At 44.9% G+C, this 25,268-nt stretch carries 22 protein-coding genes; 13 read left to right on the top strand and 9 right to left on the bottom strand.

The window, feature by feature from the left end; genetic code table 11:
• The first annotated feature begins 10 nt into the window (after positions 1-10).
• Together Q3W13_RS08715 and Q3W13_RS08710 are read left to right on the top strand one after the other, a co-directional pair.
• Positions 11-766, top strand: coding sequence for an SDR family oxidoreductase (locus Q3W13_RS08715; protein WP_302862974.1), 756 nt, complete (start codon positions 11-13; stop codon positions 764-766).
• A 67-nt stretch (positions 767-833) separates the two neighbouring features.
• Positions 834-1,415 carry a TetR/AcrR family transcriptional regulator gene (locus Q3W13_RS08710; protein WP_302862973.1) on the top strand — a complete coding sequence of 194 codons (582 nt, stop codon included), beginning with the start codon at positions 834-836 and terminating at the stop codon, positions 1,413-1,415.
• Between the two features lie 221 nt (positions 1,416-1,636).
• Here Q3W13_RS08710 and Q3W13_RS08705 read toward each other — a convergent pair whose 3' ends face one another.
• The 6 genes from Q3W13_RS08705 to Q3W13_RS08680 all read right to left on the bottom strand — a co-directional run bounded on the left by Q3W13_RS08705 (position 1,637) and on the right by Q3W13_RS08680 (position 7,558).
• On the bottom strand, positions 1,637-3,382 hold the full coding sequence (locus Q3W13_RS08705; protein ID WP_302862972.1) for an STN and carboxypeptidase regulatory-like domain-containing protein: 1,746 nt from the start codon (positions 3,380-3,382) through the stop codon (positions 1,637-1,639).
• 5 nt (positions 3,383-3,387) lie between these two features.
• The gene (locus Q3W13_RS08700) at positions 3,388-4,371 is read right to left on the bottom strand and encodes a FecR family protein (RefSeq protein WP_302862971.1); all 984 of its coding nucleotides are present in this window, start codon (positions 4,369-4,371) and stop codon (positions 3,388-3,390) included.
• Positions 4,368-4,991 carry an RNA polymerase sigma-70 factor gene (locus Q3W13_RS08695; protein WP_302862970.1) on the bottom strand — a complete coding sequence of 208 codons (624 nt, stop codon included), beginning with the start codon at positions 4,989-4,991 and terminating at the stop codon, positions 4,368-4,370. Before Q3W13_RS08695 ends, Q3W13_RS08700 begins: the two co-directional genes overlap by 4 nt.
• Positions 4,992-5,112: 121 nt before the next feature.
• Positions 5,113-5,904 carry an SDR family oxidoreductase gene (locus Q3W13_RS08690; RefSeq protein ID WP_302862969.1) on the bottom strand — a complete coding sequence of 264 codons (792 nt, stop codon included), beginning with the start codon at positions 5,902-5,904 and terminating at the stop codon, positions 5,113-5,115.
• Positions 5,901-6,881, bottom strand: a complete 981-nt coding sequence (locus Q3W13_RS08685; RefSeq protein ID WP_302862968.1) for an NAD-dependent epimerase/dehydratase family protein — start codon at positions 6,879-6,881, stop codon at positions 5,901-5,903. Before Q3W13_RS08685 ends, Q3W13_RS08690 begins: the two co-directional genes overlap by 4 nt.
• A gap of 2 nt (positions 6,882-6,883) precedes the next feature.
• Positions 6,884-7,558, bottom strand: a complete 675-nt coding sequence (locus Q3W13_RS08680) for a DUF6134 family protein (protein ID WP_302862967.1) — start codon at positions 7,556-7,558, stop codon at positions 6,884-6,886.
• A gap of 578 nt (positions 7,559-8,136) precedes the next feature.
• Here Q3W13_RS08680 and Q3W13_RS08675 point away from each other — a divergent pair.
• The 7 genes from Q3W13_RS08675 (at position 8,137) to Q3W13_RS08645 (ending at position 16,173) form a co-directional block, all read left to right on the top strand.
• On the top strand, positions 8,137-9,129 hold the full coding sequence (locus Q3W13_RS08675) for a metallophosphoesterase (RefSeq protein ID WP_302862966.1): 993 nt from the start codon (positions 8,137-8,139) through the stop codon (positions 9,127-9,129).
• 9 nt (positions 9,130-9,138) lie between these two features.
• A complete protein-coding gene (locus Q3W13_RS08670; protein WP_302862965.1) occupies positions 9,139-9,675 on the top strand; it encodes a YceI family protein in 537 nt (178 codons plus the stop codon).
• Positions 9,676-9,742: 67 nt separating this feature from the next.
• On the top strand, positions 9,743-10,153 hold the full coding sequence (locus Q3W13_RS08665; protein WP_302862964.1) for a c-type cytochrome: 411 nt from the start codon (positions 9,743-9,745) through the stop codon (positions 10,151-10,153).
• A gap of 179 nt (positions 10,154-10,332) precedes the next feature.
• A complete protein-coding gene (locus Q3W13_RS08660) occupies positions 10,333-11,352 on the top strand; it encodes a sensor histidine kinase (protein WP_302862963.1) in 1,020 nt (339 codons plus the stop codon).
• Positions 11,349-12,065 carry a LytTR family DNA-binding domain-containing protein gene (locus Q3W13_RS08655; RefSeq protein WP_302862962.1) on the top strand — a complete coding sequence of 239 codons (717 nt, stop codon included), beginning with the start codon at positions 11,349-11,351 and terminating at the stop codon, positions 12,063-12,065. Before Q3W13_RS08660 ends, Q3W13_RS08655 begins: the two co-directional genes overlap by 4 nt.
• A 284-nt stretch (positions 12,066-12,349) precedes the next feature.
• Entirely contained in the window at positions 12,350-14,914 is a 2,565-nt protein-coding gene (locus Q3W13_RS08650; RefSeq protein WP_302862961.1) for a BamA/TamA family outer membrane protein, read from the top strand.
• A gap of 113 nt (positions 14,915-15,027) precedes the next feature.
• Complete coding sequence (locus tag Q3W13_RS08645) at positions 15,028-16,173, top strand: M28 family metallopeptidase (RefSeq protein ID WP_302862960.1); 1,146 nt, start codon at positions 15,028-15,030, stop codon at positions 16,171-16,173.
• Positions 16,174-16,388: 215 nt separating this feature from the next.
• On the opposite strand, the gene Q3W13_RS08640 is transcribed toward Q3W13_RS08645, so the two are convergent.
• Positions 16,389-17,354, bottom strand: a complete 966-nt coding sequence (locus tag Q3W13_RS08640) for a hypothetical protein (protein ID WP_302862959.1) — start codon at positions 17,352-17,354, stop codon at positions 16,389-16,391.
• Between the two features lie 134 nt (positions 17,355-17,488).
• Here Q3W13_RS08640 and Q3W13_RS08635 point away from each other — a divergent pair, with 134 nt between their 5' ends.
• Entirely contained in the window at positions 17,489-18,619 is a 1,131-nt protein-coding gene (locus tag Q3W13_RS08635; RefSeq protein ID WP_302862958.1) for an aminotransferase class V-fold PLP-dependent enzyme, read from the top strand.
• Between the two features lie 147 nt (positions 18,620-18,766).
• On the opposite strand, the gene Q3W13_RS08630 is transcribed toward Q3W13_RS08635, so the two are convergent.
• Complete coding sequence (locus Q3W13_RS08630) at positions 18,767-21,439, bottom strand: carboxypeptidase-like regulatory domain-containing protein (RefSeq protein ID WP_302862957.1); 2,673 nt, start codon at positions 21,437-21,439, stop codon at positions 18,767-18,769.
• Complete coding sequence (locus tag Q3W13_RS08625) at positions 21,436-22,392, bottom strand: GLPGLI family protein (RefSeq protein WP_302862956.1); 957 nt, start codon at positions 22,390-22,392, stop codon at positions 21,436-21,438. The genes Q3W13_RS08630 and Q3W13_RS08625 overlap by 4 nt, the downstream gene beginning before the upstream one ends.
• 314 nt (positions 22,393-22,706) lie before the next feature.
• Between Q3W13_RS08625 and Q3W13_RS08620 the strand changes: the two genes are divergently transcribed.
• The 3 genes from Q3W13_RS08620 to Q3W13_RS08610 all read left to right on the top strand — a co-directional run bounded on the left by Q3W13_RS08620 (position 22,707) and on the right by Q3W13_RS08610 (position 25,226).
• Positions 22,707-23,780 (top strand): sensor histidine kinase, encoded by a 1,074-nt coding sequence (locus Q3W13_RS08620; RefSeq protein WP_302862955.1) that lies wholly within the window; start codon positions 22,707-22,709, stop codon positions 23,778-23,780.
• Positions 23,780-24,475: a LytTR family DNA-binding domain-containing protein gene (locus tag Q3W13_RS08615; RefSeq protein ID WP_302862954.1), complete on the top strand. Its 696-nt coding sequence runs from the start codon at positions 23,780-23,782 to the stop codon at positions 24,473-24,475. Before Q3W13_RS08620 ends, Q3W13_RS08615 begins: the two co-directional genes overlap by 1 nt.
• Positions 24,476-24,635: 160 nt before the next feature.
• On the top strand, positions 24,636-25,226 hold the full coding sequence (locus tag Q3W13_RS08610) for a TetR/AcrR family transcriptional regulator (RefSeq protein WP_302862953.1): 591 nt from the start codon (positions 24,636-24,638) through the stop codon (positions 25,224-25,226).
• The last annotated feature ends 42 nt before the right edge of the window (positions 25,227-25,268 follow it).

The following is a 25,268-nucleotide window of genomic DNA, read 5'->3' as shown; positions in this document are numbered from 1 at the left end:
CAATAAAAAAATGATAAACTTAACAAACAAAATCGCAGTAGTTACAGGTGGTAACAGCGGCATAGGTTATGCATCAGCGCAAGAACTGATTGCACAGGGGGCGAAGGTGATCATCACAGGTCGTAATAAAGAGTCGGTTGAGAAAGCCGCAATTGAATTGGGCGCAACGGGCATTGTGGCCGACCAAAATAAACCGGAAGACATTGATAGCCTGGTAGCAGAAGTAAAAAGTAAATTCGGCGGGGTTGATGTATTATTCCTGAATGCAGGCGTGGCTAAATTTTCGCCGGTTGAAACTGCCACCGAATCACATCTCGACAGTATTATCGATTCAAACGTAAAAGGCGTTTATTTCACTGTTCAAAAATTTATCCCGGTATTGAATGAAGGGGCCTCTATCATCTTTAATACCTCGGTAAATGCCGTTTTAGGTATGCCAAACAGCGGTGTGTATTCAGCCAGTAAGGCAGCCATCATATCACTGAACCGGGTATTAGCCGTTGAACTTGCTCCCCGGAAAATACGTGTTAACGCCGTTTCTCCCGGTCCGGTTGCTACGCCATTGTATGGAAAAATCGGCCTGACCGAAGAAGAAGTTAACGGTTTTGGCGCCATACTTGGCGAACGTATTTTATTGAAACGTTTCGGCCAGCCTGAAGAAATTGCAAACGTGGTGAGGTTCCTCGCTTCAGATGATGCTTCATTTATCACCGGCTCAGAAATTACTGTTGATGGTGGCTTAACGGTTAACGCAGTGGTTTATTGATAAAAAAATTTATACCGAATTGAAACGATTGTTTCAATTCGGTATATTTGTATAACATTACGTTACCGTGGGCAGAAATAAAGAATTTGACGAAGATGAATTGCTGGAAAAAGCAGTAAACCTTTTTTGGCAGAAGGGATACAACGCTACCTCTGCGCAGGATCTGGTGGATGCACTGGGCATCAACCGCTCAAGTTTGTACAATACCTATACCGATAAAAAAACGCTTTTTACCAAATCGTTAAAACACTATCAGTTAAAGCAGACTAACGCAATGATAGCGATGCTTGCAAAGGCAGATAATCCTAAAAAGGCATTAAAGCAGGTGTTCAGCGGTTTGATACAAGAAAGTACGGAAGATACCTTGCTGAAAGGCTGTCTGATGGTGAACACCGCTGTTGAGCTGTCAGGAACCGACCCTGTAATAGGCGACATCGTCAATAAAAATAATAAGAGCGTTGAAGATGCGCTGACCAAATTGATTGAAAAGGGCCAGCACGAAGGGCAGTTCTCCAAAAAAGCGGAGGCCCGTGCCCTCGCCCGTTTTATATTTGGAAACATTACCGCTATAAAAGTAGCCGCACGAATGGGTACGCCGAAGAAAGCCCTGGAAGATATTGCGGAAGTGGCATTGGCTGCGTTGAAATAAATATTTTAAAGGATATACGGTTGATGTTTCCTGAATTTTAGAGCCTTCCAAAAAAGCATTGCGTGCCGCAGGTCAATGTCATTAAGTTAAGGGAAATAATATCGAATAATGAATTTCGAATATCCAACGCCGAAGTGTTTTTTCCTTCAGTATCCGATATTCAAAATTCGGTGTTCGATATTTTTTACCCGCAGCACGATTACCCGGGCGGCGATTAAGGACTAATTAAATATTCCCACCCCTACAGTCCATCCAATCCACCTCGTATACTTCGGATTATTAGTTGGGTAATGATTCGGCAGATCAGGTACATAAATATAGCCTGGGATAGCTTTTGGCTGTTGATTGTAATAGAAGTTAAGTGAAGGGCCCGCCATCAGCTTTAATGGGCCGACCTTAATATTTATCGATTCGTCAATCCGCCAAAGCAGGTTAAGGTACCGGCCGCTGCCCTGGTTAAGGTTCCGTGCGGTAATTTCGGTGTTAAATGCCAGGAAATTAAATACCGGCAGCTCATTGCCATAACCAAGGCCGTAGGCGTAAAGCTTTTTGTCTTTCCTTAGGTTTGTTCCGGCCAATAAGACGTTGTAGAAATATCGCGTACCGGTTTTGTAAAGCACATTTAAATCGGTGCTCTCATTGCTGTTTACGATCAATTGCTGATAACCGTGCTGCACCAGGTTGATAAAGCCGAGGCTAAAACCCGAGGAATAATCAGATGCATTGATGAGACCCAATTGAATGCCATGCAAATTTTTGGCGTAATTAAACAAGCCGCCTATCTGAATGCCCCTGAATTCCTGTTCTGCTATATTCATTAGACCGAACTGTATACCCGATGACTTTTTACTGGTGATATTTAAAGCAGCTGACTGGAACCCATTTAATCCCCCGGCATTATTAAACGCGAGCGCAGCCTGTATACCATCAACTTCGCCCTCCGCATTATTGAATGCCCCGCCTATTTGTACCGCTTTAACGTCTGACAGCACCTGGTTAAATGCACCGCCAATTTGCACACCTTTTACCGAGCCGCCGACCGTATTAAACAACACACCTAGCTGAAAGGACTTCACATCGCTTTTATCCAGGTTAAACAATCCTATCTCTGCACCATTAACACCGGCATTATAACCGCCGGCCAAATTTAAGGAGACGGTATTGACCACCTGTCCGCTCAGGGAGCCATGTGTCCCCAAACCCGGTACCAGCGAGGCCTGGAACGGCGCTTCCTTGATCAGGCCGCCAAGATTAAGCGATTGTATCTTTTGTTTTGAAGTAACAAACAGGCGGCCAAGCCGGGTATTTTCCACTTTTGACAAATCGCCGGGCAGATAACTGAAACCGCCACTGTTGCTGCTGGCGCTGCTCTGATTATCGTTGATCACTTTGAGTTCCGAGAGAAAAATCACCGACGTATCTTTATAATTCTCCTTGCTTACCGTAAGCACTACCGGCTGGCTTTCGTTCTTAACCTTCAGTTCAAAGTGCCCGTCGGCACTGGTGAGTGTTGACTCTAATGTCCGCCGGCTAAAAACGCTCGCATTTTCGAGCTTTCTGCCATTCTGTTCATCAGCAACATACCCGCTGATGATGCAAGTTTGCCCTTCAGTCGAAAATTTATCAGTAACCATTTTCAGCTGCATAGGAGCATAGCGCAGTATTACGAAATTTTCAGCTTCGCGGTACTCAAAGCGATTACTAAGCAGCTTATCGAGCGCATCTTTAACGGTCTGATTAGCAACGTGTATATCCACAACGCTATCCTGCTTAATTAGGTTGCTGTTGTAGGAGAATTGGAATTTGCCGCGTTCTTCCATCAGACGCAGAACGCTCCCCAAACGCTGCCCCGTCACGTTCATCGTGATATTGCGGTTTAACACTGATTGGGCATGACAAGGCAATAAGGCAACCACAAAAAATAATAGCAGACCCACCCTGAAGCCTGGCGACAGTTTAAAATGCATCCGTTTTATTTTAAAAGAATTTGGCCGCCCCTGGTTTCCACCTTAATCTTAAAAGTTTGGGCAATAACATTCAATATCTGCTGAAGAGATTGCCCTTTAAAGGTAGTCGTGATGGGTAAGCTGCGCAGTTTGGGTTCAGCTATGCTAATATTGCTGTTGTAAACCTGGTTCAGCTTATCAACCAGTTCAGAGAGCGGCGTGGCATCGCAAACCAGTTCTTTAGTGATATAATAATTATACAAGCTGCCCTTGTTTTTTTGCACCAACAGGCTAGCGCTGTTTTCATCAGCTGTAACCTTTTCGCCGGGGCGAAGCAGTACCTCCCTCCCATGCAAATTTACTTTTACAATTCCGGTTGCAACTATCACTTCAGTTTTACCCTTTACGTTCTTTACATTAAAAGACGTGCCCACCACGCTAACTGTGACAGCATTCACTTTAATTATGAAAGGTTTTGTTTTATCCGGCGTGATTTTGAAGAAGCCTTCACCCTTTAACTGCACCAGGCGTTGCTCTCCCCTAAAATGCGCCGGATATATGATTTCTGAGCCGCTGTTTAACGTTACGGATGAGCCGTCGGGCAGGCTCTGGGTTAATGTTTCCTGCCCGGCGCTTTTGCTGACAGAACTCGTACTCCAGAATTGATTATAGGCAAAATATCCTATAGTGCTGATCAATATTACCGATGCCGCGATTTTTAGCCAGATAAACTTGCCGGCAGGTTTCACGTTCCTGACAGGCAGCTCATCCGTCTTTCCGGTATTTATCCTTTTTTGCAGGCGATGCCATGCGCCATCCTCATCTGGGTCGTTGGTAGCAGCGATGCGCTCACTTTCCTGCCAGATCAGCTTAATGCCCTCGTAATATTTTTTGTTGGCGTCGCCGGCGTTTATCCATAGCTCCGCCTCGCGGCTTTCGGTAGCATCGGTTTCGCCAAGCAGGTATTTCACCAGCAGGTCGTCATTAATATGGTTATCTTTTTTGCTCATTTATATAACCTCGCTAACAGGACTAAAATCACCGGCATAAACTCGGCTAATTTCGTTCTCAATATTTTTAATGCTTTGCCCATCTGGTTTTCAACCGTTTTGATTGAAAGGTTAAGCTGGCCGGCAATCTCTTTGTATTTTAAATTCTCAAAACGACTTAATTGAAAAATAACCCTGCATTGCTGCGGCAGTTCGTTCAGTGCTTGCCGGATATGCCCGTCAAGCTCAGCTGCCAATATCTTTTCGGATGCTTCGGCCCCAACCGGCTCCTCAACCTTGCCCTGATGTATGGTGAAAGCAGCGCGTGTTTTCTGATGCTTTAAATAGTTGAGGCTTTCGTTATGTACTGCGCGGTACAGGTAGGCTTTTAATGAGCCCTCGGGTTTTAACTGTTCCCGCTTTTCCCAAATGCGGCAGAACACATTCTGTACAATTTCTTCGGCCTGTTCATTGTCCTTTATAAACGTATAAGCATACGCATGCAGGCTTTTAAAATACTCCCTGAATATTTTTTCGAATGCCTGCCCGCTTCCCTCCCTTATTAAATTTATAACAGTGCTATCGCTGTACTCCACTTTAAAAGGTTGTTTATACCTTTCAAAGATAATCGCTTTCATCATATTTGGCGCCTATATGCTGTTGCCGGGCGCCCGCTAAGGGCATATCAGCTTGCATTGCCCCATCGCGGACGCCCGGATTTTACATCATGCTGCTCGTCAATAACGGGTTATTTATTACTCTTCACATCTTCACGACCGGTTTCAAATTACTTTTTATGATCATATCCTTAATAAATCCCGGTAAAATGGTGTTCAGCAATACCATGAGCTTATTTACGCCGCCCGGGATAATTTCTTTTTTTCCTAAAAACATGCCATGTATGGCCTCATAGGCCACGCGGTCAGGTTCAGTAATGGTTGCTTTGGCGATTCCCTTCAGATTATGGTTCATCACCAGCAGTTCAGGCTTCGTATTTATTCCACCCGGGCTTAGCAAACTGATGCTTACGTTTTGACTATCCATCTCTAATTGCAGGCAGCGGGTAAAATAGCTGATGAATGATTTTGTAGCCCCATAGACCTGCTTTTTCGGCACTACGAACCTGCCGGCCAGGCTGCCTACGTTTAATATGTAAGCTGTACGCTCATCGTCAACTTGCGCTAAAAACAGGTGCGTTAACAGCACCGGGGCAATCACATTCAGCTCGATTTGTTTTTTATAGAATCCGGTGTTCATATCCCCGAACCAGGCCCAATTACCCAACCCCGCATTATTGATGAGTATGTTGGCTGTAACTTTACGCCGTTTTAGCACATCAAAAAGGTCAGTACAATTCTCAGCAGACGTCAGATCGGCCTCAAAAACGGTCACTTTAACACCAAGATTTTTGCGAATATATTCTGCCAGTTCGGGCAGGCCGGATGATGGCAGCGACACCAGCACCAGGTCGATCTGCCTCGACGCCAGTTCCAGCGCTATCGATTTACCTAAGCCCTCGCTGGCCCCGGTAACTATGGCAGTTAACGGCTTCATAAATTTTTAATATGATTGATGGTTTTAGCCATACCCTCGGCAAAAGGGGTGATATGATAATTTAGTTTCGCTATTGCTTTTTGACTGCTATACTTTTGGTCTCTGCGTAAACGCGCGGCAAATTCCGGTAAAAACACAGGCGGCAAACCGGTCAGGCTGGTTTTCAGCTTTTCAAAGTGGCTATAGGCTTCTATAATTCGCTGGGGAAGCCTGATCATATTGTGGCTTTTGCCGCTAATATTTTGCAGGGTGTCGAAGAAAGTATTAAAGCTGATATCCTCTCCGCCCAAAATATACCTGTTGCCCGGCTCACCTTGTTCCATAGCTGCAATGTGGCCGTTTACCACATCGTCCAGGTAAGCATAGTTGGAAACCTGCGTGCCCTTGCCGGGGATGATGCGCCATTTGCCTTTTAAATAACCATAGATCATTTTGCCGACGGTATTGCTGTCAGTAATCGGGCCTTCACCATAAACGCGCGACGGGTTCACCGTCACCACGTTTAATCCTTTATTGGCGTAAATGCGTGTTTCAATCTCTGCCAGGTATTTGGTGCGCTCATAATCAATTGCAAAACCATCAATGCGCGGGTCGTTTTCGGTCATGGGGTGTTTGATAGTTGGTCCCCAAACACCGCAGGTGGAGGTATATACAATTTTGCTGATGTATAGATCCATAGCCAACTCCAACACATTACGGGTGCCAGCTACATTAATGTTATAATAATCGTTTTTATCGCGGCGCCACATTTTGGCTAACGCCGCAGTATGATAAACCTGTTGGCAGTCTTTCATGGCAGATATCAGGCTCGGCCTGTCTAAAATATCGCCTTTTACTGCTGTAATATTTTTGTGGGGGATGAGGTATGGATGATTAACATTGCGGCATAGGGCGACTACATTATAGCCCTGCTCCGCCAGTTTGAAAGATAAATACCGGCCTATAAATCCTGTAGCGCCTGTTACCAGTATTCTCATGATTACGCCAGCTGAATTTGAATATTGTATAACGAATGATGGATATCAACCTTGCTGCAAATGCCGTTGGTGTAGGTATAAAAGTTATAGTTACCGTCAGGCAGATCAATCCGGTAGGTGTGACTGTCTACAGGCCGCACCCGTACAAACTGCTGAAAATTGTCTGAATAAACCTGAGATAAACCTACCGGTTCTTGTAGGTACATCAGCGTAAGGTTGTTATTAATCTGCTTTTGTTCTATTGACTTTATCTTACCGTCATCAGTAACCTGGTAGCATCCATTACAGGCTTTGGTAATCTTACTGGCTTTTTGTTTGCCGTTTACTATGCGCGAAACATGTGAACTGATCAGCATACCGTTCCGGTAATGTGCATCCTCGCGAATGTTTACCTGTATGCTGAAGACAAAACGGATTTTAACATCCGAAGCAACTTTTAAAAAAGTATCATCACCTTCCACTGTTTTTTGCAGTTTCATGTGGCCGACGGTTTTGTCGCCATGCATCACGTTATAATTGAGGATTTGTTCCTGCGCAAAAGCCTGCGTGCCCAGGGCAAGAAAAATGATAGTTATCGATAGTCTTTTAACCGGCGCAAATGCAAACCGGATGTGGTGTTTATTTAAAAGTGGCTTTCCGTATTTTTTGAAGATCCATATAAGTAATGCGGTTATCATATCTGCTGTATTGTATTTTGTGTCTGATACTGATAGTACATTTCAATTTTAGTTTACCCCTATGCGGATGATTGTTTTTTTTCTGACGGTGGTACAAATCAACCCTAAAAACGTTCCGATATGTCTTTATCCGACCAGCTATAAATCTGCGCTATCAAAAATTTGAAGGCCGCTTCTGGTCGTGCAACGAGGTGGTTTTGCCGGATGATTTGCCGTCAAAGCAATAGCAGGGAAATATGATTTTCCCGTCTGCCAATACGTGATTTAAGAATTAATAATCTTCGATTAGATCTCATGAAGATATCCGGCATCTTTTTGCACAGGCCTTGCGTGTTCAAAACCTGTCAACGGCTGTCGTTTCGCTGACGGTTTGGCGCTCTTTCAGGGCTTGGGACGCCTGAATACATTTCATTTTAATTTCCTGTAAGGATAAACATGTCTGCGAAGGGCATCGCCCTGCGTCTGCCATGGTAAATGCCAATCCCCATTTCATCAAGTATTCCCCGCGGTTCGCGTAAAGTTTTATAGCAGGTGAGGCGTAATGTTTTCCTTCGTACCATAAACCAAAAAATAACATTATGCATAAGCACATTGAACACGCAGAAAATAATGCCCCCGATAAAAATGGAGACGGCATCGACCGCAGGGGCTTTTTAGAATGTATGGCCTGGGCTGGCACCGGCGTACTCTGGATGATGAGCGGCGGTATATTGAAATCATACGGGATGAGCCAGATGATTGATAAAACCACCGGCGGATTGAAAAGCGGGCTGGTTGTCCCTAAATCCGACTTTAGTTTTGTACAGATAAGCGACAGCCATATTGGCTTTAACAAGGCGGCCAATCCGGATGTTGTAGGAACTTTAAAGGCAGCCATCGACAAAATAAATGCAATGCCCAAGGCGCCATCATTCGTTTTGCACACAGGCGACCTTACCCATTTGGCCCAGGCAGATGAGTTCGACACGCTGGAACAATCGCTAAAAAGTGTAAAAACTGAAAAGATATTTTACGTACCCGGCGAGCACGATGTAACCGATAATGGCAAGTTATACCTGGAACGTTTTGGGAAAGGCACACAAGGCGATGGCTGGTACAGCTATGATTATAATGGTGTGCATTTTATAGGTTTGGCCAACGTAACTAACCATGTGGACGGTGGCCTCGGCTATCTTGGCGCCGCACAATTGAAATGGCTGGAGAACGACCTGAAGCCTTTGAGCAGCAGCACACCAATTGTGGTTTTTGCACACATTCCGCTTTGGGCCATTTACCCTCAATGGGGCTGGGGAACGCAGGACAGCGAGGTAGCATTGTCTTACCTTAAGCGTTTTGGCTCGGTATCTGTGCTGAACGGGCATATCCATCAAACCATACAAAAAATTGAAGGTAATATTACTTTCCACACGGCATGTTCAACAGCTTTTCCGCAGCCTGCTCCGGGCAGTGCGCCTGCTCCGGGCCCGATGAAGGTGCCGGCTGAAAAATTGCGCAGTATGCTGGGGTTAACTTCTGTAAACTACCAGGAGCATGACCACACACTCGCCGTAACAGATAGTCCACTGACATAAAGATAAACCATGAGGAAAGTAATTATAATGCTGATGCTTGCGACGGGTTGTAACCTCGCTTTTGCTCAATATAAACCTGTTGATAAAGGTTCTACGCTGCAGTTTAATATCAAAAACCTGGGCTTCGGAGTAAGCGGAAAGTTCAGCGGATTTAAGGGTGTCATCAACTTTGATGCACAGTCGCCGGTTAGCAGCAGCTTTGACGTAACTATCGATGCAAACACGGTGAATACCGATAACTCGTTGCGAGACAGCCACCTGCGTGATGTCAGCTATTTTAATGTGCAGAAGTACCCGGTTATTCGCTTTGTGTCATCAAGAATTAGCTCAGCGGGCAAAACCGGAATCTATAACGTTTCGGGGAAACTCACTATTAAAGATGTTACCCGCAACATAGCCTTTCCGTTTACAGCAACCGCTTCGGGCGATGGTTACATTTTTAAGGGGTCGTTTAAAATAAACCGTAAGGACTTTGGTATAGGCGGAACCAGCACTATATCAAATGAATTGGAGGTGCTGCTGGATGTGATGGCAGTTAAGGGGTAATACATAGCCGGCTCCGTACCGGCGCAATGCCCCGAGTGTGTGCATTGGTCCTAATATAATTGAGAAAATGAACAAAAAAACAATCGTCATATCATCCTTAACGCTCGTGGTTACCATCTGCGCAGCGGCATCATCCAAAAAATCCAATCCGGGCTACACTAACCTGAAAGTACTCCCAAAAGATATCAGCTCGAAGGATCTGCAAGGCCTGATGGTGGATGATTTCCAGGATGGCCTGGGCGTAACTTGCGGGTTTTGCCATGCCAATGCCAAAGACGGCCACGGCCTTGATTTTGCCAGCGATGAGAAGCCGGAAAAGGAAATTGCGCGGCAGATGATGCGCATTACACTGGGCATCAACAAGAAATATTTTAAGGTTAAACACCCGGTGTTGGGTAGCCAGTCGCTGGTTGTCAATTGCGAGACGTGCCACAGGGGAGTGCCGTTTCCGGAGGGTTCGAATTTTGGGGAGAAGTGAAAAAGCAGCGGCCGGTGCAATTTCCCCTCTTGCGAGGGGTGCAGGGGTGGGTTAGCCCGTATATACAACTATCAGACAGGTTGATATTAAAGCACGACGAGACCCCCCTGCCCCTCTCCAGAAGGGAACCCTGTGCTTGTCGTCTTAAAACGTTATCTTTAACTCGTTAATTCCCTGGTTTGAAACTCACTAAAACATATTACCACATCGCATTTTGGCTGCTGGCTTATTTTTTCTGGGTGTATATCTTCAGAAATAATACGCTGGTGCTTACCCATGCCATAACCATCCAGTTTTGCTACCTGGTATTCATTGCAGGTAATTATTACTTCAATACGCTCTACACCGTTCCGCAGCTGCTGAATAAAAAAAGGTACCTGTTGTTTGGGGTGGCGCTTATTGGCGGCGTAGTGGCCGGCGCGTTGCTGCGGGTGCCGGTATCTATGCTGGTAAACAAATATTTATTTAAGGTTAACCAGGTTAGGTTCAATAGCCTTTCGGTTTTTTTTGATTCGTTTGTAAATATCCTGTTTTGGGTGGTACTTATCCTCACAGCAAAACTAATTGCCGACCGCATAAAATCGCAGCGCTATATCGAACAGATAGAAATGGAAAAAGCTGCCAACGAGCTCGATTTTCTCCGGGCCCAGTTTAATCCCCATTTCCTGTTCAATTCTATTAACTCTATTTATGCACATATCGATAAGTCCAATAAAAATGCGAGGGATATGCTGCTGGTGTTTTCCGAAATGCTGCGCTACCAGCTATATGAATGCAATGTTGAACAGATTGAGTTGGAGCGCGAGCTTAATTACATCCGCAATTACATCTCGCTGCAAAAAAGCCGCATCGATGAGCGTATACGGGTTTCTTTTTGCGGCGACGGCGTTAGCGGCAACATTAAGGTAGCCCCCCTGCTGCTGATCACTTTTATTGAAAATGCTTTTAAATACGTGGGTTTTAATGAGGGTAAAGAAAATTGTATCGAAATCAGGCTGGCTTACCGTGAGGATAGCCTGGAATTTTCCTGTTTCAACACAAAGGATTCTTACATGTCAACCGGGGTTGCAAATGCCTCCGGTCTTGGAATTGCTAATGCCAAACGGCGGCTGGAATTACTATATCCGGGCAGGCACCGGCTGGATATTGCCAATAACGACCACCATTACCACGTAACGTTAACCCTGCAAAACGTATGACTTTAAATTGCCTGATAGTTGATGATGAGCCGGCCGCACGCAAGCTGCTGCAGGAGTACATTGAGGAAATTGATTTTTTGAAACTGGCAGGTGTTGCCGAAAACCCGCTTAAGGCTGCCGGTTTGCTCAATACCGAACAAGTAGACTTGATTTTTCTGGATGTAAATATGCCCAAGATGAACGGAATTGAGTTTCTGCGTTCGTCGGCAAATTTGCCCATGGTTATCATGACGACTGCCTATGGCCAATATGCGCTTGACGGTTTCGAGATGGCGGTGGTTGATTACCTGGTTAAGCCGTTTTCGCTGGAACGCTTTTTAAAGGCTGCTCAAAAAGCCTATGACTTGAAACAACTGAAGCAAAAAGGCGGAACGACAGCCGCCGAACCCGGCTACTTCTATGTAAAAAGCAATGGACGCATAGAGCGTGTAAATTATAATGACCTGTTGTATATTGAAGCATTAAGCAATTATATTACACTGTATACTATAACTGCGAAGCTGGTTGTTTACCATACCATAAAAGGTATTCTGGAACAATTGCCTGCCGAAAAATTTATACAGGTACATAAAAGCGCCATTGTAAACCTGGATAAAATAAACGCCATAGAAGGCAACATGCTGCGCATTGGTGATGCCAAAATAACCATAGGCCAAAATTTCCACGATGAGGCCATGAGAAACATTCTGAAGGATAAGTTTTTAAAGCGATAAGTTATCCTTAAATCAAGCAGGGTTCTCCCCATAAACTGCATAGCTGCCTCATTCCGGCTTCCCAAAAGCAAAGAGTTCTGAAATGTTTGAGCGTTTAACCATAAAGCTTTTTTTGATTAATGAACTTGCTAAAAAGACTCTTTAAGTATTGGGACGGCAGTAGAAGCCACCGGCATTTCCTGACCTGAAAATAATGCTGTATATTTATTGAAAACTATCGGTGAACTTGCCGGTTATAGGTTTGCTCCGGCCTTACCGGAAATGTATTTAGAATCGCCCGTGCTATGAAGAAAAGCTTTACCCTGCTGCTGTATATTTTATCGATAACATCCCTAAGTATGGCGCAACAGGTAAAGAACGACAGCATCCGAATCGCGATTGAGCCGGAATACAATAAAGTTAGTAAAACCCACCGTTTCTTTCTTGGTGAAAATTACCGGGCCTTGTGGGCAGCGCCCGTGAAGCTGAAAGTATTCCGGTTGGAAGACGAAAAAGGCGGTCTTAAAATACTCAAAAAAGGTGGTGGCTTGCAAACCATGTCGCTGCGTTTGCAGGATTCAACCGGGCAGCAATGGGTGTTGCGCACCATACAGAAATATCCTGAGCGTGGCCTGCCACCCCGCTTGCGGCCAACCGTAGCGAAAGATATTTTGCAGGACCAGGTATCCGCCGCACATCCGTTTTCAGCTCTTACGGTTCCACCGTTGGCTGAGGCTTTAGGTATTCCTCATTCAAATCCGCAGATTGTTTACGTAAAGGATGATCCTGCTCTTGGTGAATATGCTAAGGACTTTGCCAATAAAGTTTTCCTTTTTGAGGAACGTGAGCCGCTTGATGCGGAAAAGACAGACAACACCGAAAAAACGCAGCGCAAGCTACAGGAAGACAACGATAACCGGGTAGATCAGAAAACTGTGCTGCGTGCCCGTTTGCTGGATATGCTTTTGGGCGATTGGGACAGGCACGAAGACCAGTGGCGATGGGAAAAACAAGATGACGGCAAGGGACACGTTTATGAGCCCGTTCCGCGCGACCGCGACCAGGTGTACTATAAGACCTCCGGGGTGTTCCCCTGGATTATTGCCCATCAATGGTTGAAATCAAAATTCCAGGGGTATAGCGATGAGATCAGGGATATTGACGGCTGGAACTTCAACGCCCGTTATTTTGACCGGTACTTTTTAAACCAGTTAAGCGAGGACGACTGGCGCGAACAAATCATCCTGGTGCAAAAAACGCTGACCGACAGCGTGATCACCGCCGCAGTAAAGCGGATGCCTGATACTATTTTTAAACTTTCGGGCCCGGCCATAATCGCTAATATGGAAGGTAGGCGCAATAAGCTGATGCAACAGGCGCTGGAATACTACAGGTTTATCTCTATTTATGTAGACGTGCCCGCCAGCGACAAGCGCGATAACTTTGTAATTAACGAACAGACCGGCGGTGATCTGGAAGTCACTATCAACAAAATAAAAAAGAGCGGGGAAGTTGATAAAATTACCTATCACCGGGTGTTTAAGCCTGGTGTTACCAAAGAGGTACGACTGTATGGCTTTGCCGGTAACGACGTATTTTCGGTAACAGGCAATTCGGGATCGCCTATCAAGGTAAGAATGATGGGAGGTGATGGTGCCGACAGTTTTTATGTAGATAAAAAACTGCACAACCGCGGGCATATTTATGTATACGACCGGTCAGATTCAACCAATATTATTCCGCCTTCCGCACAAGCCAGATTGCGCACCAGCACTGACACGGCTGTAAATAGCTTTAATAAAACGGCCTTTAAATATGACAGGTTTGAACCTATCATCCTGGCAAACTACAATACAGATATCGGGATTTTGCTGATTGGCGGCTTCTCAACAGAGAAACACGGTTTTCGCGGCGAGCCTTATTCATTCAGACAGGAGTTTCTGACCAATTATTCCCTGTCCCGCCAATCGTTGTTGTTTACTTATGTGGCAGATTTTAAAAATGCCATCGGTAAAAATGATATCCGGATCAACGCCTTGTCCCGCGGCCCCAACAACGTGAGCAATTTCTTCGGTATTGGCAATGGAACTCCCTTCGTGAACAGGGGTGATAAGGAAATCAGCTATTACCGCAACAGGTATGATTTTGTTACCGCTGACGTTGGGCTATATCATACCTATGGCAACTGGCGTATAAATGCAGGTGTCGGCGGGCAGTTTTATAACAGCAGGGCCGGTAATAACACTACACGCTTTTTAAGAGACTATGACGCCGCACATCCCGATGAAAACGTATTTTCAACCAAATGGTCTTTCGGATTGGTTGGCGGCGCGGCTTACGACACGCGGAATAAAGGCACGTTAACCACCAGCGGTGTTTACTGGAACACCACGGTGACTTCCATGAAAGCCGTAAATGGCTCGCACAATGCGTATACCCAACTGCTTTCTGAATTCAGCTTTTACCTGAACCCCGACAGGGATTCGGTGCTTATTATTGCTAACCGCACCGGCGGCGGTACCTATTTTGGTGATGCAGATTATTTTCAGCAGATAAAGCTGGGTGGCCCGCAAACTTTAAGGGGATACCATACCTGGCGCTTTACCGGCCGGAGTATGCTGTACAATAACCTGGAGTTGCGTTTGAAGGTGCTGGATTTTACATCCTACCTTTTGCCGGGTAGTATTGGAATCCTCGGGTTTAATGATATTGGGAGGGTTTGGTCAGCTACAGACAGCTCCAATGCATGGCATGACGGTTATGGTGGTGGCATTTATGTTATACCGGCGCAATTGGTGCTGATACAAGCGGCAGTAGGGTTTTCTAAAGAAGGGTCGCTGCCCTATATATCTGTTGGGTTTAGATTTTGAACCATGTACCGGGTGCTGTGCTGTGTTTCCGCGGCATGCCTCGGACGATCAATGTGTATGCTTATCTCTCAAAAATCTTGCAGATTTGCTATTTTGCATCGACCAATATCCCGATGAAACTTAAACTCACGCTTTTTCTCCTGCTTTTCGCCCACACAATTTTTGCGCAGGATTCGCTTTATGCCCGCCGTATTGTTGATACGTTAACCTCACCCTATTTCTGGGGGCGGGGTTATACAAAAGATGGCGTTCATAAAGCTGCGGATTATATTACGGGCCAATTTAAAACTTTTGGCCTTAAGCCGCTGGACGGAAAAGACTTCATGCAGTCTTTTGCCTATAATGTAAATACCTTTCCCGGAGCCATGAAGGTTTCTATCAACGGCGCAGAGTTGAAACCCGGCCAGGATTTTATTGTGAGTCCGGAAAGCCGCGGCGTAAAAGGCGATGGTCGCTTAATTAAAAAAGACAGCGTTACATTCATTAATCCTGAAAACCGCATCATCGTGCTTTTAGAGGATAAACTCACCTGGTCGGTTGAGCAGCAGGCGGCGGACTATGCCGCAATAATTGTCCGCAAAAAAGCGCTTAAGTCCGGGCCTGAGACTGTAAATGCTGATATAGAAAATAAGCTGATTACCGGCTTTAAAACCGGAAATATCTGCGCAATGGTAAGAGGTACGGTAAAGCCTGATTCGTTTTTGGTTTATACAGCCCATTACGACCATTTAGGCGGTATGGGAGCCGATACCTATTTTCCCGGCGCCAATGATAATGCCAGCGGGGTAAGCCAGGTGTTAAGTCTTGCCAAATATTACGCAAAACATCCGCAAAAGTATTCCATGGCTTTTATTTGCTTTTCGGGTGAGGAAGCCGGTTTATTAGGCTCGGGTTATTTCGCCGAACATCCATTAATCCCGTTAAGCAACATCAGGTTTTTGATCAACCTTGACCTTGAAGGCACCGGCGAAGAAGGTATTACCGTAGTGAACGCTACAATCCACTCCAAAGAGTTTGAAATGCTGAAAACCTGCAACGCCAACGGCCATTACCTGGTAAAAGTGTATTCCCGCGGCAAAGCCCCCAACAGCGATCATTATCCTTTCACCGAAAAGGGCGTTCCGGCGTTTTATATGTACACCATGGGTGGCATAAAAGCCTATCATGATGTTTATGACATCAGCAAAACGCTGCCGCTAAATGAATATAACCACTTGTTCAAGTTGCTGGTTGATTTTAATGGGGAGTTGATGAAGTAAGGGTTACACTCATATATTTACGCCGCATCCGCATAACCGTTTGCCGAAATATGAGAAAACCTATCTGCTTGTTCGTTCAATTTTCTAATTGGGAACAAACGAGTATTCAACGCACTGCATAGTAAACAAGCAGGGGCTGATTGCCAGGGTGGTCAATAATGCGAACGAGCTGAAGACGGCGCTAAAACCGAGGCGGCTAAATAAGGGGCGCAAGGTTATTTTTTCAAGGTATCCGTCATCTCCACCCGGTCAACCTCGCGCTTTACCGATGGAAGCTCATTAAATGCGGAGTATTGCACATACTTCTTATCCTTATCAATTCCCGGCATAACAGTGCCGATTATTTTTCTGATCTGCGCATTCTCTTTTCTTATCGCCGCCTCATCCTTTAGTTTTATGATTGATAAATAGTCCACCGTCGGGAACCAGCCCTCGTCATTGTCCTGGTTAAAAACCCTGAAGATTTTCGGTTTGGTGGGGATTTGGTCCAGGACGAATGGGAATCTATATTTTTCATTGGCCAGCGCAATTAAGCGCCCGCTAAAATCTGCTAAACTGTCGGCATCGGGATATTGCCATTCTGGCATGGGGTTCATGCAGGTACCGGCGAGCTGAGCCTTTAAAAGTGCATCGATAAGATCACCTTTATTATAAGCGTCTTTGGCCAGGTTATACAGCTCCGGGCCGGTATACCCGTTTTTAGTATAAGGCTCGGCGGAAAGCCCCGTCACACGCCAGCCGTAATCCAGTTTTGACCAGATAATGCTGATGAGATAGCTGTTTTGTTTTTTCCCGGGCAAAAAGAAGGTAATATACATTTCATGTGGAGGCTGACTAAACACCATGTTATACTTATTAATGCCTGTGACGCCAGACTTCACTGTGTCGGCATCTATGAATTTGCTTACGAGATAATACTCTTCCCAAAGCCGGTAGTTGTCGTCTTTAAACCTGTTGCTCAGGTGTTCAACCAGGGGCTCAGTGTAATTATCGCTGTTTAATTCCCGGGACAGCACCCCCTTTACCCGCTTAATCTGGTTGTATTTTATATAAGTTATAAGTTCATCTGTGCGGGCATGAAAATCCGCACGCACATTTCCGTTTATTTCTTCGTTTTTCCAGACGCCCGGGCTGCGATAGCACCCCTGCGAAGTAATGCATACTATAAGAAAAGTAAGCAACTTGAATCGTGAAAAAGTGCAGGGCGACATATTGACTACGAATATAAATATGTTGCATTGATATACAATCAAAGATTGTTTTATTGACTTTTGTCAACCGCGAAAGCGTTCAAAACGCCTTAATTTGATGAACTATGAAAAATAAAATAGCTGAATTATTTGATATTCCGCATGATGTAGTGTATTTGAACTGCGCCAGCCTTTCTCCTCAATTAAAATCTGTTACCGTGGCAGGCAGCCTGGCGGTGCATCAAAAAGTTCATCCCTGGCAAATTCAAACAGATGACTGGTTTGCAAATCCTGAAGGACTGCGCGGTCTTGCAGCTCAGGTTATTAATGCCGATACAGACGGTATGGCAATCATTCCCTCGGTAAGCTATGGCATTAGCATAGCTGCAGCAAATGTGCGGGTTGCAAAAGGACAGCAGATTTTGGTGATGGATAAAGAATATCCATCCAACTATTACTCATGGAATGAGCTGGCAAAAACCAACGGAGCGGAAATATTAACCGTAAAAAAAGAATCCACCTGGACTGAAAGTATCCTGAATGCCCTTACAGACAGGGTAGCTGTGGTTGCAGTTTCCAATTGCCACTGGACGAACGGTGCGCTGGTGGATTTGGTGAAGATAGGTGAAAAAGCAAGGTTGGTGGGAGCAGCCCTGGTTGTTGATGCCAGTCAGGCGATGGGCGCTTATCCCATCGACATTCAAGCAGTGCAGCCTGATTTTTTGGTATCGGTGGGTTATAAGTGGCTGTTAGGACCTTATGGCTTGGGTTATTTGTATGCTGCCCCAAAATACCGCGAAACAGGCAGGCCGATAGAACATTCATGGCTCACTAAAAACAACAGCGAGGATTTTGCCGGCCTTGTAAACTACCGGGACGACTTCCGGCCAGGCGCCCGGCGTTTCGATATGGGCGAATTCTCCGGGTTTATTAATGTGCCGATGGCTATTGCCGCATTAACGCAGGTGTTGGATTGGGGCGTAGGAAATATTCAGTCGCGCTTAAGTATGATTATCGCCGAAATTGACCGGCGGGCAGTTGAATTGGACTTTGGTTTTCCGGATGCAGATGAACGGGTTGGCCACATGATCGGCATCGATTTACCGGGCGGGGTAAGCGATAAATTAAAAGCAGCGTTGAAAAATGAAAATATTTTTGTGGGGTACAGGGGAGAAAGCATCCGCATCTCACCATACCTGTATACAACTACACAGGATATTGAAAGGCTGTTTAATATCCTTAAAAATCTCCGCTAAATACGCTGCCCTGTTGCAAAAATAATAGCTGCTCTCTCTTTGGGGGGCATTTGAACAATTGTCAAGCCTTTCAACACTTCAGCCGGCAACGGGTATGCCCAGTTTAGTACTGTAACGCGCGGGCTTACCTCAACCGATTAGCTTTTATCAAATATTAAAATAAAACTTCAGCCAAATAATTCTTCCGGGAATTACATAGGTACTGCTGCTGAATGTATTTGCTGCCAATAAAAGTTCGTTGTATTTCCGGGTATTAAACAGGTTGTTGGCATTTAGCTCTACATCCATTTTTGGTTTGGCAAACGTGTACTTTACTGACGCATCGGCGAAGACATATTTCTGGTAATTGCTCGCGCCGGTATGGGCATAATAATCATCCCCCGATAATTTGAACGACAAGCGCTCCAACGGGTTGTATCCAAGGGTTGCTTGTTGAAAAAAGCTTCTGACCGCTGCCGGGGACGCCGCAGCGGCCGACTTACTGCTCAATTGGCTGTACACCGCTTTATAGCTAAAATCAATTTTGCCGCTCACCTTAGTTTCCACGCTCGCATTTGCGGTTGTGATTATGGTGCTGAATGGCAGCAGGACATTGTTTTGCACTCGGTTCGTGCTGCTTGACCGCCAGCTTAACCCGCCGCTTAACGTAGTGCGCAACGGGAAAAGGTATTTGCTTATATAACCGCTCAGCAGCCATGAATTGGTGCTGTTGGCAAATGGCAACACTATGTTTTGCTCAAAGCTGTTATTGATGATGTCTGATGAAATACTATTTGCCGAAATATGATCGTACCGTGCAGACAAGCTGAAGAAAAAAAGTGTAATGGCTTTGCGATAGTTAAAACCTACGGCAGCCGATTGGTCCTTTTGCTCGGTAAGGCTGGCACTATTGGCAAATAAAGTGCGGTAATCTTTCAATATATACCCGTTGTAGACATCAGCAATGCTTCCAATCTGGTTCCTGAAGTTATAAAGCAGGGTAAAGTAGTTCTCAGCGCTTACCTGGTACTTTACATATAGCCTCGGGTTAAAATAAAGATGAGTGGTTTGTTTATCTAGGGCGAAGTTGGCATCACTGTAGCTGATTTGCTGCAAATACAGCGGCAGGGTTACGTTCACTTTTAATTTGTCGCCGGGATAATCATAAATTGCTTCTGTGTATAGCCGCTGCCTGCGCCAGCTTAAGTCGTTATGGGCGCTGTCTACAGCAGCATAATTCACGTTGTCAAGTTGTGTCGCCAGCAAATCCGACCTTAGCTTTTGCTGCTGCCAGCTAAAGCCCATGTGATACGTCTGGGTAATGCCGTTGGATGGTATTTTATACCCTAAATAGTTATTGGTGAACCAGGTGGGCAAATTCACCTTCTGGGTGAGCACGTTGTATGGGTTTCCGTTGTTAAATATCTGCGGATTTAAACCGGGTGCTATCTGCAAATTTTCCGGCTCGGCAATATGGTTGATGTATGAATACACTTCGAGGATATTATTTGTGCCGAAGGTTTGCATTAGGTTAAGTTCGTTCGAGAAATCGGCAATGTTATCCTTAAAAACCTGGTTAACAGGTGTGCCATTGGTATTAAGCGCTGAATAGCTTGTATTGTGATTGTAATCGCCAGTTAAATTATCATTCAGGTAATATTTATCCTTATTGATATTTAGGGTAAACTGCCCGTGTAATATATTGGGTCTGCGGCGGTTCTGCTGCGTTTCGTCATACTTTATTGTATCATTCGGCAGGTAAACAGTAGCGAATTTTTCATAATCCTGCAACCGGGCATCATGCAGATAATATAGATTAGTCCGCAGTAATACATCCTTTTTTAAATGCACCAGGTTATTCAGGTTGATTAATCCCGATTGGTTAAACAGATAACGGTTACGTGGCAGATCCGGGTCGTTAGCTGTCCCGGTTGAAAGAAGTGTTGTGGGCTTGTTATTATCTATACGCTGCAAATAATCCGGCAAATTGTGCGACACCAGATCATTTTCCACATCAACGCCGATGTTATTCCCTTTTATGTAATTGATAGCCTTGTAGTTATCTTTAAACATCATGGCATTGAGGTTTACATCATATTTTCCAGGGATGCCCGCGCCTATGGCTTCCTGCCCAACCATCTGTAATTTGGCGTCTTTTTTAAAAGTGAGGTTCATCGCCACATCTTCGCTTACAGTTTTATCGCGCAGCATCTTTACAGGCTGATTATTTTCCAATACCTGCACCTTGTCTACTGCGCCCTGAGGGATAGTATTTGTGGCGATGTTGTATTTGTCATCCAGCAAATTATCTCCGCCGATGTAAAGATTTGATATAGCCTTACCGTTGTAGGTTATCTTCCCGTCGGACGCCACCTGCACCCCTGGCAGCTTTTTAATCACATCACCGATGACCCGATCCTGTTTATTGGCATAATCCGATACCTTATAGCTTGTTGTATCGCCATTTACACCAATAAATGGCCTCGTATCCTTAACAATAACTTCTTTCAGCTGGTTGGCTGCGGCATTCAAGACAAAATTGTACGGCGCCGAAGCATCCCCTATTGTCTTGTTTTGTTTTAGAAAACCTATGCAGGTAACCTCTATTATTAAACCGGTTTGCGTTGTCCCGGCAGGAATTGCGAGGCTAAATTCGCCTTTAGCATTGCATACGGCATATTCCAAAATAGCAGCGGAAGGCCCTTTTAAGTTTACGTTCGCGTAAGGAACCGCCTTGCCTGAAGTATCTTTTACAGTACCTTTCAGCACCTGCGCCCAACCGGTAAGTGCAAGCAGCATCCCCAAAAGGAATGTGCCTGCATATTTCAAGAAAAAGCTCATTTCTTTTCAGGCAGCTCAATAGGATTATTGATCACCGCACCGGGAGCAACTTTTATATTCATCTTCATTTGCGGCCCATTGCCGCCGGGTCCGCCCGGAGCACCGCCGCCGGCAGCGCCTATTGCAGCCTTTGCAAATGCATTAGGGTCTTTTAGCATGGCTGCACGTAACTCAGTATATTCCTTATCGGTAGTTTTAATGGCATCGGCAGGGAGTTGTATCAGGTTTGGATCTCCAGGATCTTCCCCACCCATCATAGGCAGGGCTGGCAGTTGCGGACGGTTACTGGCGGTTGCTTCAGGCACCGGCGCCTGCCCGGCGGTAGCAGTAACCTTCTCAACGCCGTCAAACTTAAACACCACCTCATTTCTTGTATCATGGGCATCAACAATAACACCCGGCAAGCCATTTAATTTCCATGGCCCGCTATGAAAAGGCAAATCAGGGCAAAACCATGCGATGTAATCGCGCCCCCTAAAATGCGTGGTTGCTTTCTGGCAATGCAATCCGCCAAAGCTTGCCGTGTCATTTGCTATCTTCCAGTTCATAGCCGGCATTGGTTCTTCAATCAAATAGCTGTTGATCAGGCGTTCCCGTCGCACTAGTTTACCTTCAGCAGCAAACTGATAGTATTCCGTATTCGAACCTGAATTTTTACCCCTCATTACCCGTACATTACCGCCGGGATTAGCTGCCATCTGCTCCTGTATTTGCTTTCGTACCACAGCGTCAGCCATTTTTTTGTCGTAACTTTTATAGGCGCTGGAGTGACTGCCCAAAAAAAGGATCATGTTTTCTTTGTAAGGTTCCTGCCTGTTGGTTGTGTCCCTTACATGCGAGAATTTATAATGGATTATTGCCTGCGCCATTTCTGGCTTGCCCTGAGCCATCCCCCTTAACGCTCCCATAGAAAAGGTGAATATCAAAAAGATAATTGTGCGTGAACTTTTCATAATTTAAAATTTTAAGCAATGGTAATCAGGCTATATCGCTCTGTAAAAACTTAGGTGCGAACCCGTGATTTAGAAGGATGAAACAGGCATATTTGGTATTTGGGAATCCTTTAAAAGCGCCACTTAGAATGAAAATCCCATCCCTTAATTATTGACCTTGACCACAACTGTAGTTTTCCTTATGCAACATGAAGATAAGTTACAATCATCGCCTGCTACCGTCAATCTCAAAAACCTTTGATTCACCCACCTAAACACTCATTAACCACCACATATTTCCGGCCTGCCGTATTTAATACTACCTTAGTTTTAATATGAATCGAATCAAACGGAATCACCTGGTTGAAATACTGCTCCACATTTTATTTTGGGCAGCCATATTTTACACTACCGGCAATTCCAATAAAAAATTCGACGTAGTAAGGTTTAACATTAAGGGCGACATAAAACAGCGGGTGATGGTTGAAACCATCTACTCTCAATCGTTTTTAACCCTTTTTCTGCTGATGCTGCTTTTCTACAGCACCGCCTTTTGGCTGCTAAAAAAAGTAATGACATTTAAAAGCAACACCGCACGGGTTGCGGTTGTATTGAGTTGGACGGTGTGTATTTTTGAGTTGAATTCGCTTCTTGCGCCGTTGGTTACGTCGCCGCCACCGCCGCCCTTTTTAAATCCATTCGGCTTTTTCCACTTTACAAATGCCATTATATTCCTGGCTATGCTCGGTATTGCCATAGCCTACTTTTTTTCAAAGGAATGGATAAAAAGCGACCTGCTCCGCAAGCAGATAGAGGCTCACCAGCTTAGCACCGAAATAAAATTCCTTAAATCGCAAATCAACCCCCATTTCCTGTTTAATACGCTGAATAATCTTTTTTCAATGGCGCAGGCTAAAGGCAACGACGAGCTGGCCGACGGCATCTCAAAACTTTCAGGCATGATGCGTTACATGATCTACGAAAGCAATGCAGAAACCGTCCCCCTGAAAAAGGAAATTGAGTATATAAATAATTGCATCGCCTTAAATAAGCTGCGTTATGCCGACCATGAAGCTGTAGTTGATTTCCGTTATAATGAATTCATATCCGACCTTACCATAGCACCGATGATATTTATCCCTTTTGTGGAAAATGCATTTAAACATGGGGTGACCATCAACAGCACATCATTTATCGATATTTCGATTACCGTACAGGATAAGGAATTGTTGTTTACCTGCAGCAACAAGAACCATAGCCTGATAAAGAAGATGGAGGATGAAAAAAGCGGGATCGGGCTGGAAAATGTAAAACGGCGGCTTGACCTGCTTTATCCGGGAAAACATAACTTAGAAATAAAAATAGACCAGGATAAATTCCGCGTTATATTAAAGATAGAGCTTAGCTAATGAACTGTATTGCCATCGATGATGAACCCAAAGCCCTCGAGGTAATTGAGCGCTACTGCACCAAAAGCGGCATTGTAAATTTACTGACGTCTTTCCGCGAACCGGTAAAGGCCCTTGAGTTTTTAAGCCGTAACCCCGTCGACCTTGTTTTCCTGGACATCAATATGCCGGGCATAAGCGGAATAGAACTGTTCTCCGCGCTGGCGGTAAAGCCGATGGTTATTTTCACTACCGCGTACAGTGACTATGCGGTCGAAAGCTATAACCTTAACGCCACTGACTACCTGCTTAAACCCATAACTTTTGAGCGTTTCCTGGCGTCAGTAAACAAAGCTTTAAACCTGCAAACGCTTAAGGGTAACAGCAAGCCCAAAGAACTTGAATCTGAGTACGCTTTCATAAAAAGCGGCCCGCAAACCTACCAGGTAAAAATCGGCGACATATTGTACCTCGAGAAGGATGGCAATTATATATCAGTAATTTTAAAAGATAAAACCATCCTTATCCGGCAGAACATGGCCGACATATTCGAGGTGATACCGGAGCAGAATTTTGTACGGGTGCATAAATCGTTTGTAGTGGCTATCAGGCATATCAGCATGGTGGAAAATCACCAGGTAATAGTTGCCGGACATAAAATACCGATCGGCAGTACCTACAGGGATGAGATGAGGGGTAGATTAGGATTAGCATAACCCCTGTCACAGCAGCGACTCAATAATATCTGTTTCCGGCCGCACCGGATCCTCGTCACAAAACAAGCTCTTTACTGCGAATCTTGTCTTACTAAATTATATCAAAATAATTTTATAACTAAATGAATATTCATTTATATTTGTGCCGGAAAAGATAAATATGCGCACAAGAGACGTTGATAAAGAAAAGCTGGTAAAGCAAAAAGCCATCGAAAGCATTGTTAAATATGGCATGGAAGGCTTTAGCATGAACAAGCTGGCCAAGGAATGCAAAATTTCGGTTGCGACATTATATATCTATTACAAAGACCGCGACGACCTGATCCTAAAGATTGCTGAAGAAGAAGGCCTGCGGATGGCCAAAACAATGGTAGATGGGTTTGACCCTGAAATGCCCTTTGTTGATGGCCTGCGGGTGCAATGGAAAAACCGGTACCGCCACATGATGGATAATCCGTTTATTGGCGTTTTTTTTGACCAGTTGCGAACGTCGAGCTATCACGCCAAGTTTATGGAATCATTTAAAGGAAATTTTGAGCCCATCGTAACAAAGTTTATGCAAAATGCTCTAAAACGCGGCGAAATAAACGAAATGCCCTTCGAAGCGTATTGGTCGGTTGCTTTTGCGCCTTTATATTCTTTGATACGGTTTCATAACGAAGGCCATAGCGTAGGCGGGATGCCATTTACGATGTCGGATAAGATATTGTGGGCCACTTTTGATTTAGTTGTTAAAGCCCTGAAAAATTAAGTTTCGGAGATCCCCTAATCAGGAATAAATGAAAATAATTTA

Source organism: Mucilaginibacter sp. L3T2-6, from assembly GCF_030519355.1.
Lineage (GTDB): Bacteria > Bacteroidota > Bacteroidia > Sphingobacteriales > Sphingobacteriaceae > Mucilaginibacter.
This window is presented reverse-complemented; position numbering and strand designations above follow the sequence as displayed.

Bases quoted from the DNA above. Each gene is read 5' to 3' on its own strand.
- Q3W13_RS08665 (WP_302862964.1), top strand. From the start codon at position 9,743: ATGAACAAAAAAACAATCGTCATATCATCCTTAACGCTCGTGGTTACC.
- Q3W13_RS08685 (WP_302862968.1), bottom strand. From the start codon at position 6,881: ATGAGAATACTGGTAACAGGCGCTACAGGATTTATAGGCCGGTATTTA.
- Q3W13_RS08625 (WP_302862956.1), bottom strand. From the start codon at position 22,392: ATGAAAAGTTCACGCACAATTATCTTTTTGATATTCACCTTTTCTATG.
- Q3W13_RS08655 (WP_302862962.1), top strand. From the start codon at position 11,349: ATGACTTTAAATTGCCTGATAGTTGATGATGAGCCGGCCGCACGCAAG.
- Q3W13_RS08705 (WP_302862972.1), bottom strand. From the start codon at position 3,382: ATGCATTTTAAACTGTCGCCAGGCTTCAGGGTGGGTCTGCTATTATTT.
- Q3W13_RS08645 (WP_302862960.1), top strand. From the start codon at position 15,028: ATGAAACTTAAACTCACGCTTTTTCTCCTGCTTTTCGCCCACACAATT.
- Q3W13_RS08690 (WP_302862969.1), bottom strand. From the start codon at position 5,904: ATGAAGCCGTTAACTGCCATAGTTACCGGGGCCAGCGAGGGCTTAGGT.
- Q3W13_RS08715 (WP_302862974.1), top strand. From the start codon at position 11: ATGATAAACTTAACAAACAAAATCGCAGTAGTTACAGGTGGTAACAGC.
- Q3W13_RS08675 (WP_302862966.1), top strand. From the start codon at position 8,137: ATGCATAAGCACATTGAACACGCAGAAAATAATGCCCCCGATAAAAAT.
- Q3W13_RS08615 (WP_302862954.1), top strand. From the start codon at position 23,780: ATGAACTGTATTGCCATCGATGATGAACCCAAAGCCCTCGAGGTAATT.
- Q3W13_RS08680 (WP_302862967.1), bottom strand. From the start codon at position 7,558: ATGATAACCGCATTACTTATATGGATCTTCAAAAAATACGGAAAGCCA.
- Q3W13_RS08650 (WP_302862961.1), top strand. From the start codon at position 12,350: ATGAAGAAAAGCTTTACCCTGCTGCTGTATATTTTATCGATAACATCC.
- Q3W13_RS08635 (WP_302862958.1), top strand. From the start codon at position 17,489: ATGAAAAATAAAATAGCTGAATTATTTGATATTCCGCATGATGTAGTG.
- Q3W13_RS08700 (WP_302862971.1), bottom strand. From the start codon at position 4,371: ATGAGCAAAAAAGATAACCATATTAATGACGACCTGCTGGTGAAATAC.
- Q3W13_RS08695 (WP_302862970.1), bottom strand. From the start codon at position 4,991: ATGATGAAAGCGATTATCTTTGAAAGGTATAAACAACCTTTTAAAGTG.
- Q3W13_RS08610 (WP_302862953.1), top strand. From the start codon at position 24,636: ATGCGCACAAGAGACGTTGATAAAGAAAAGCTGGTAAAGCAAAAAGCC.
- Q3W13_RS08630 (WP_302862957.1), bottom strand. From the start codon at position 21,439: ATGAGCTTTTTCTTGAAATATGCAGGCACATTCCTTTTGGGGATGCTG.
- Q3W13_RS08670 (WP_302862965.1), top strand. From the start codon at position 9,139: ATGAGGAAAGTAATTATAATGCTGATGCTTGCGACGGGTTGTAACCTC.
- Q3W13_RS08620 (WP_302862955.1), top strand. From the start codon at position 22,707: ATGAATCGAATCAAACGGAATCACCTGGTTGAAATACTGCTCCACATT.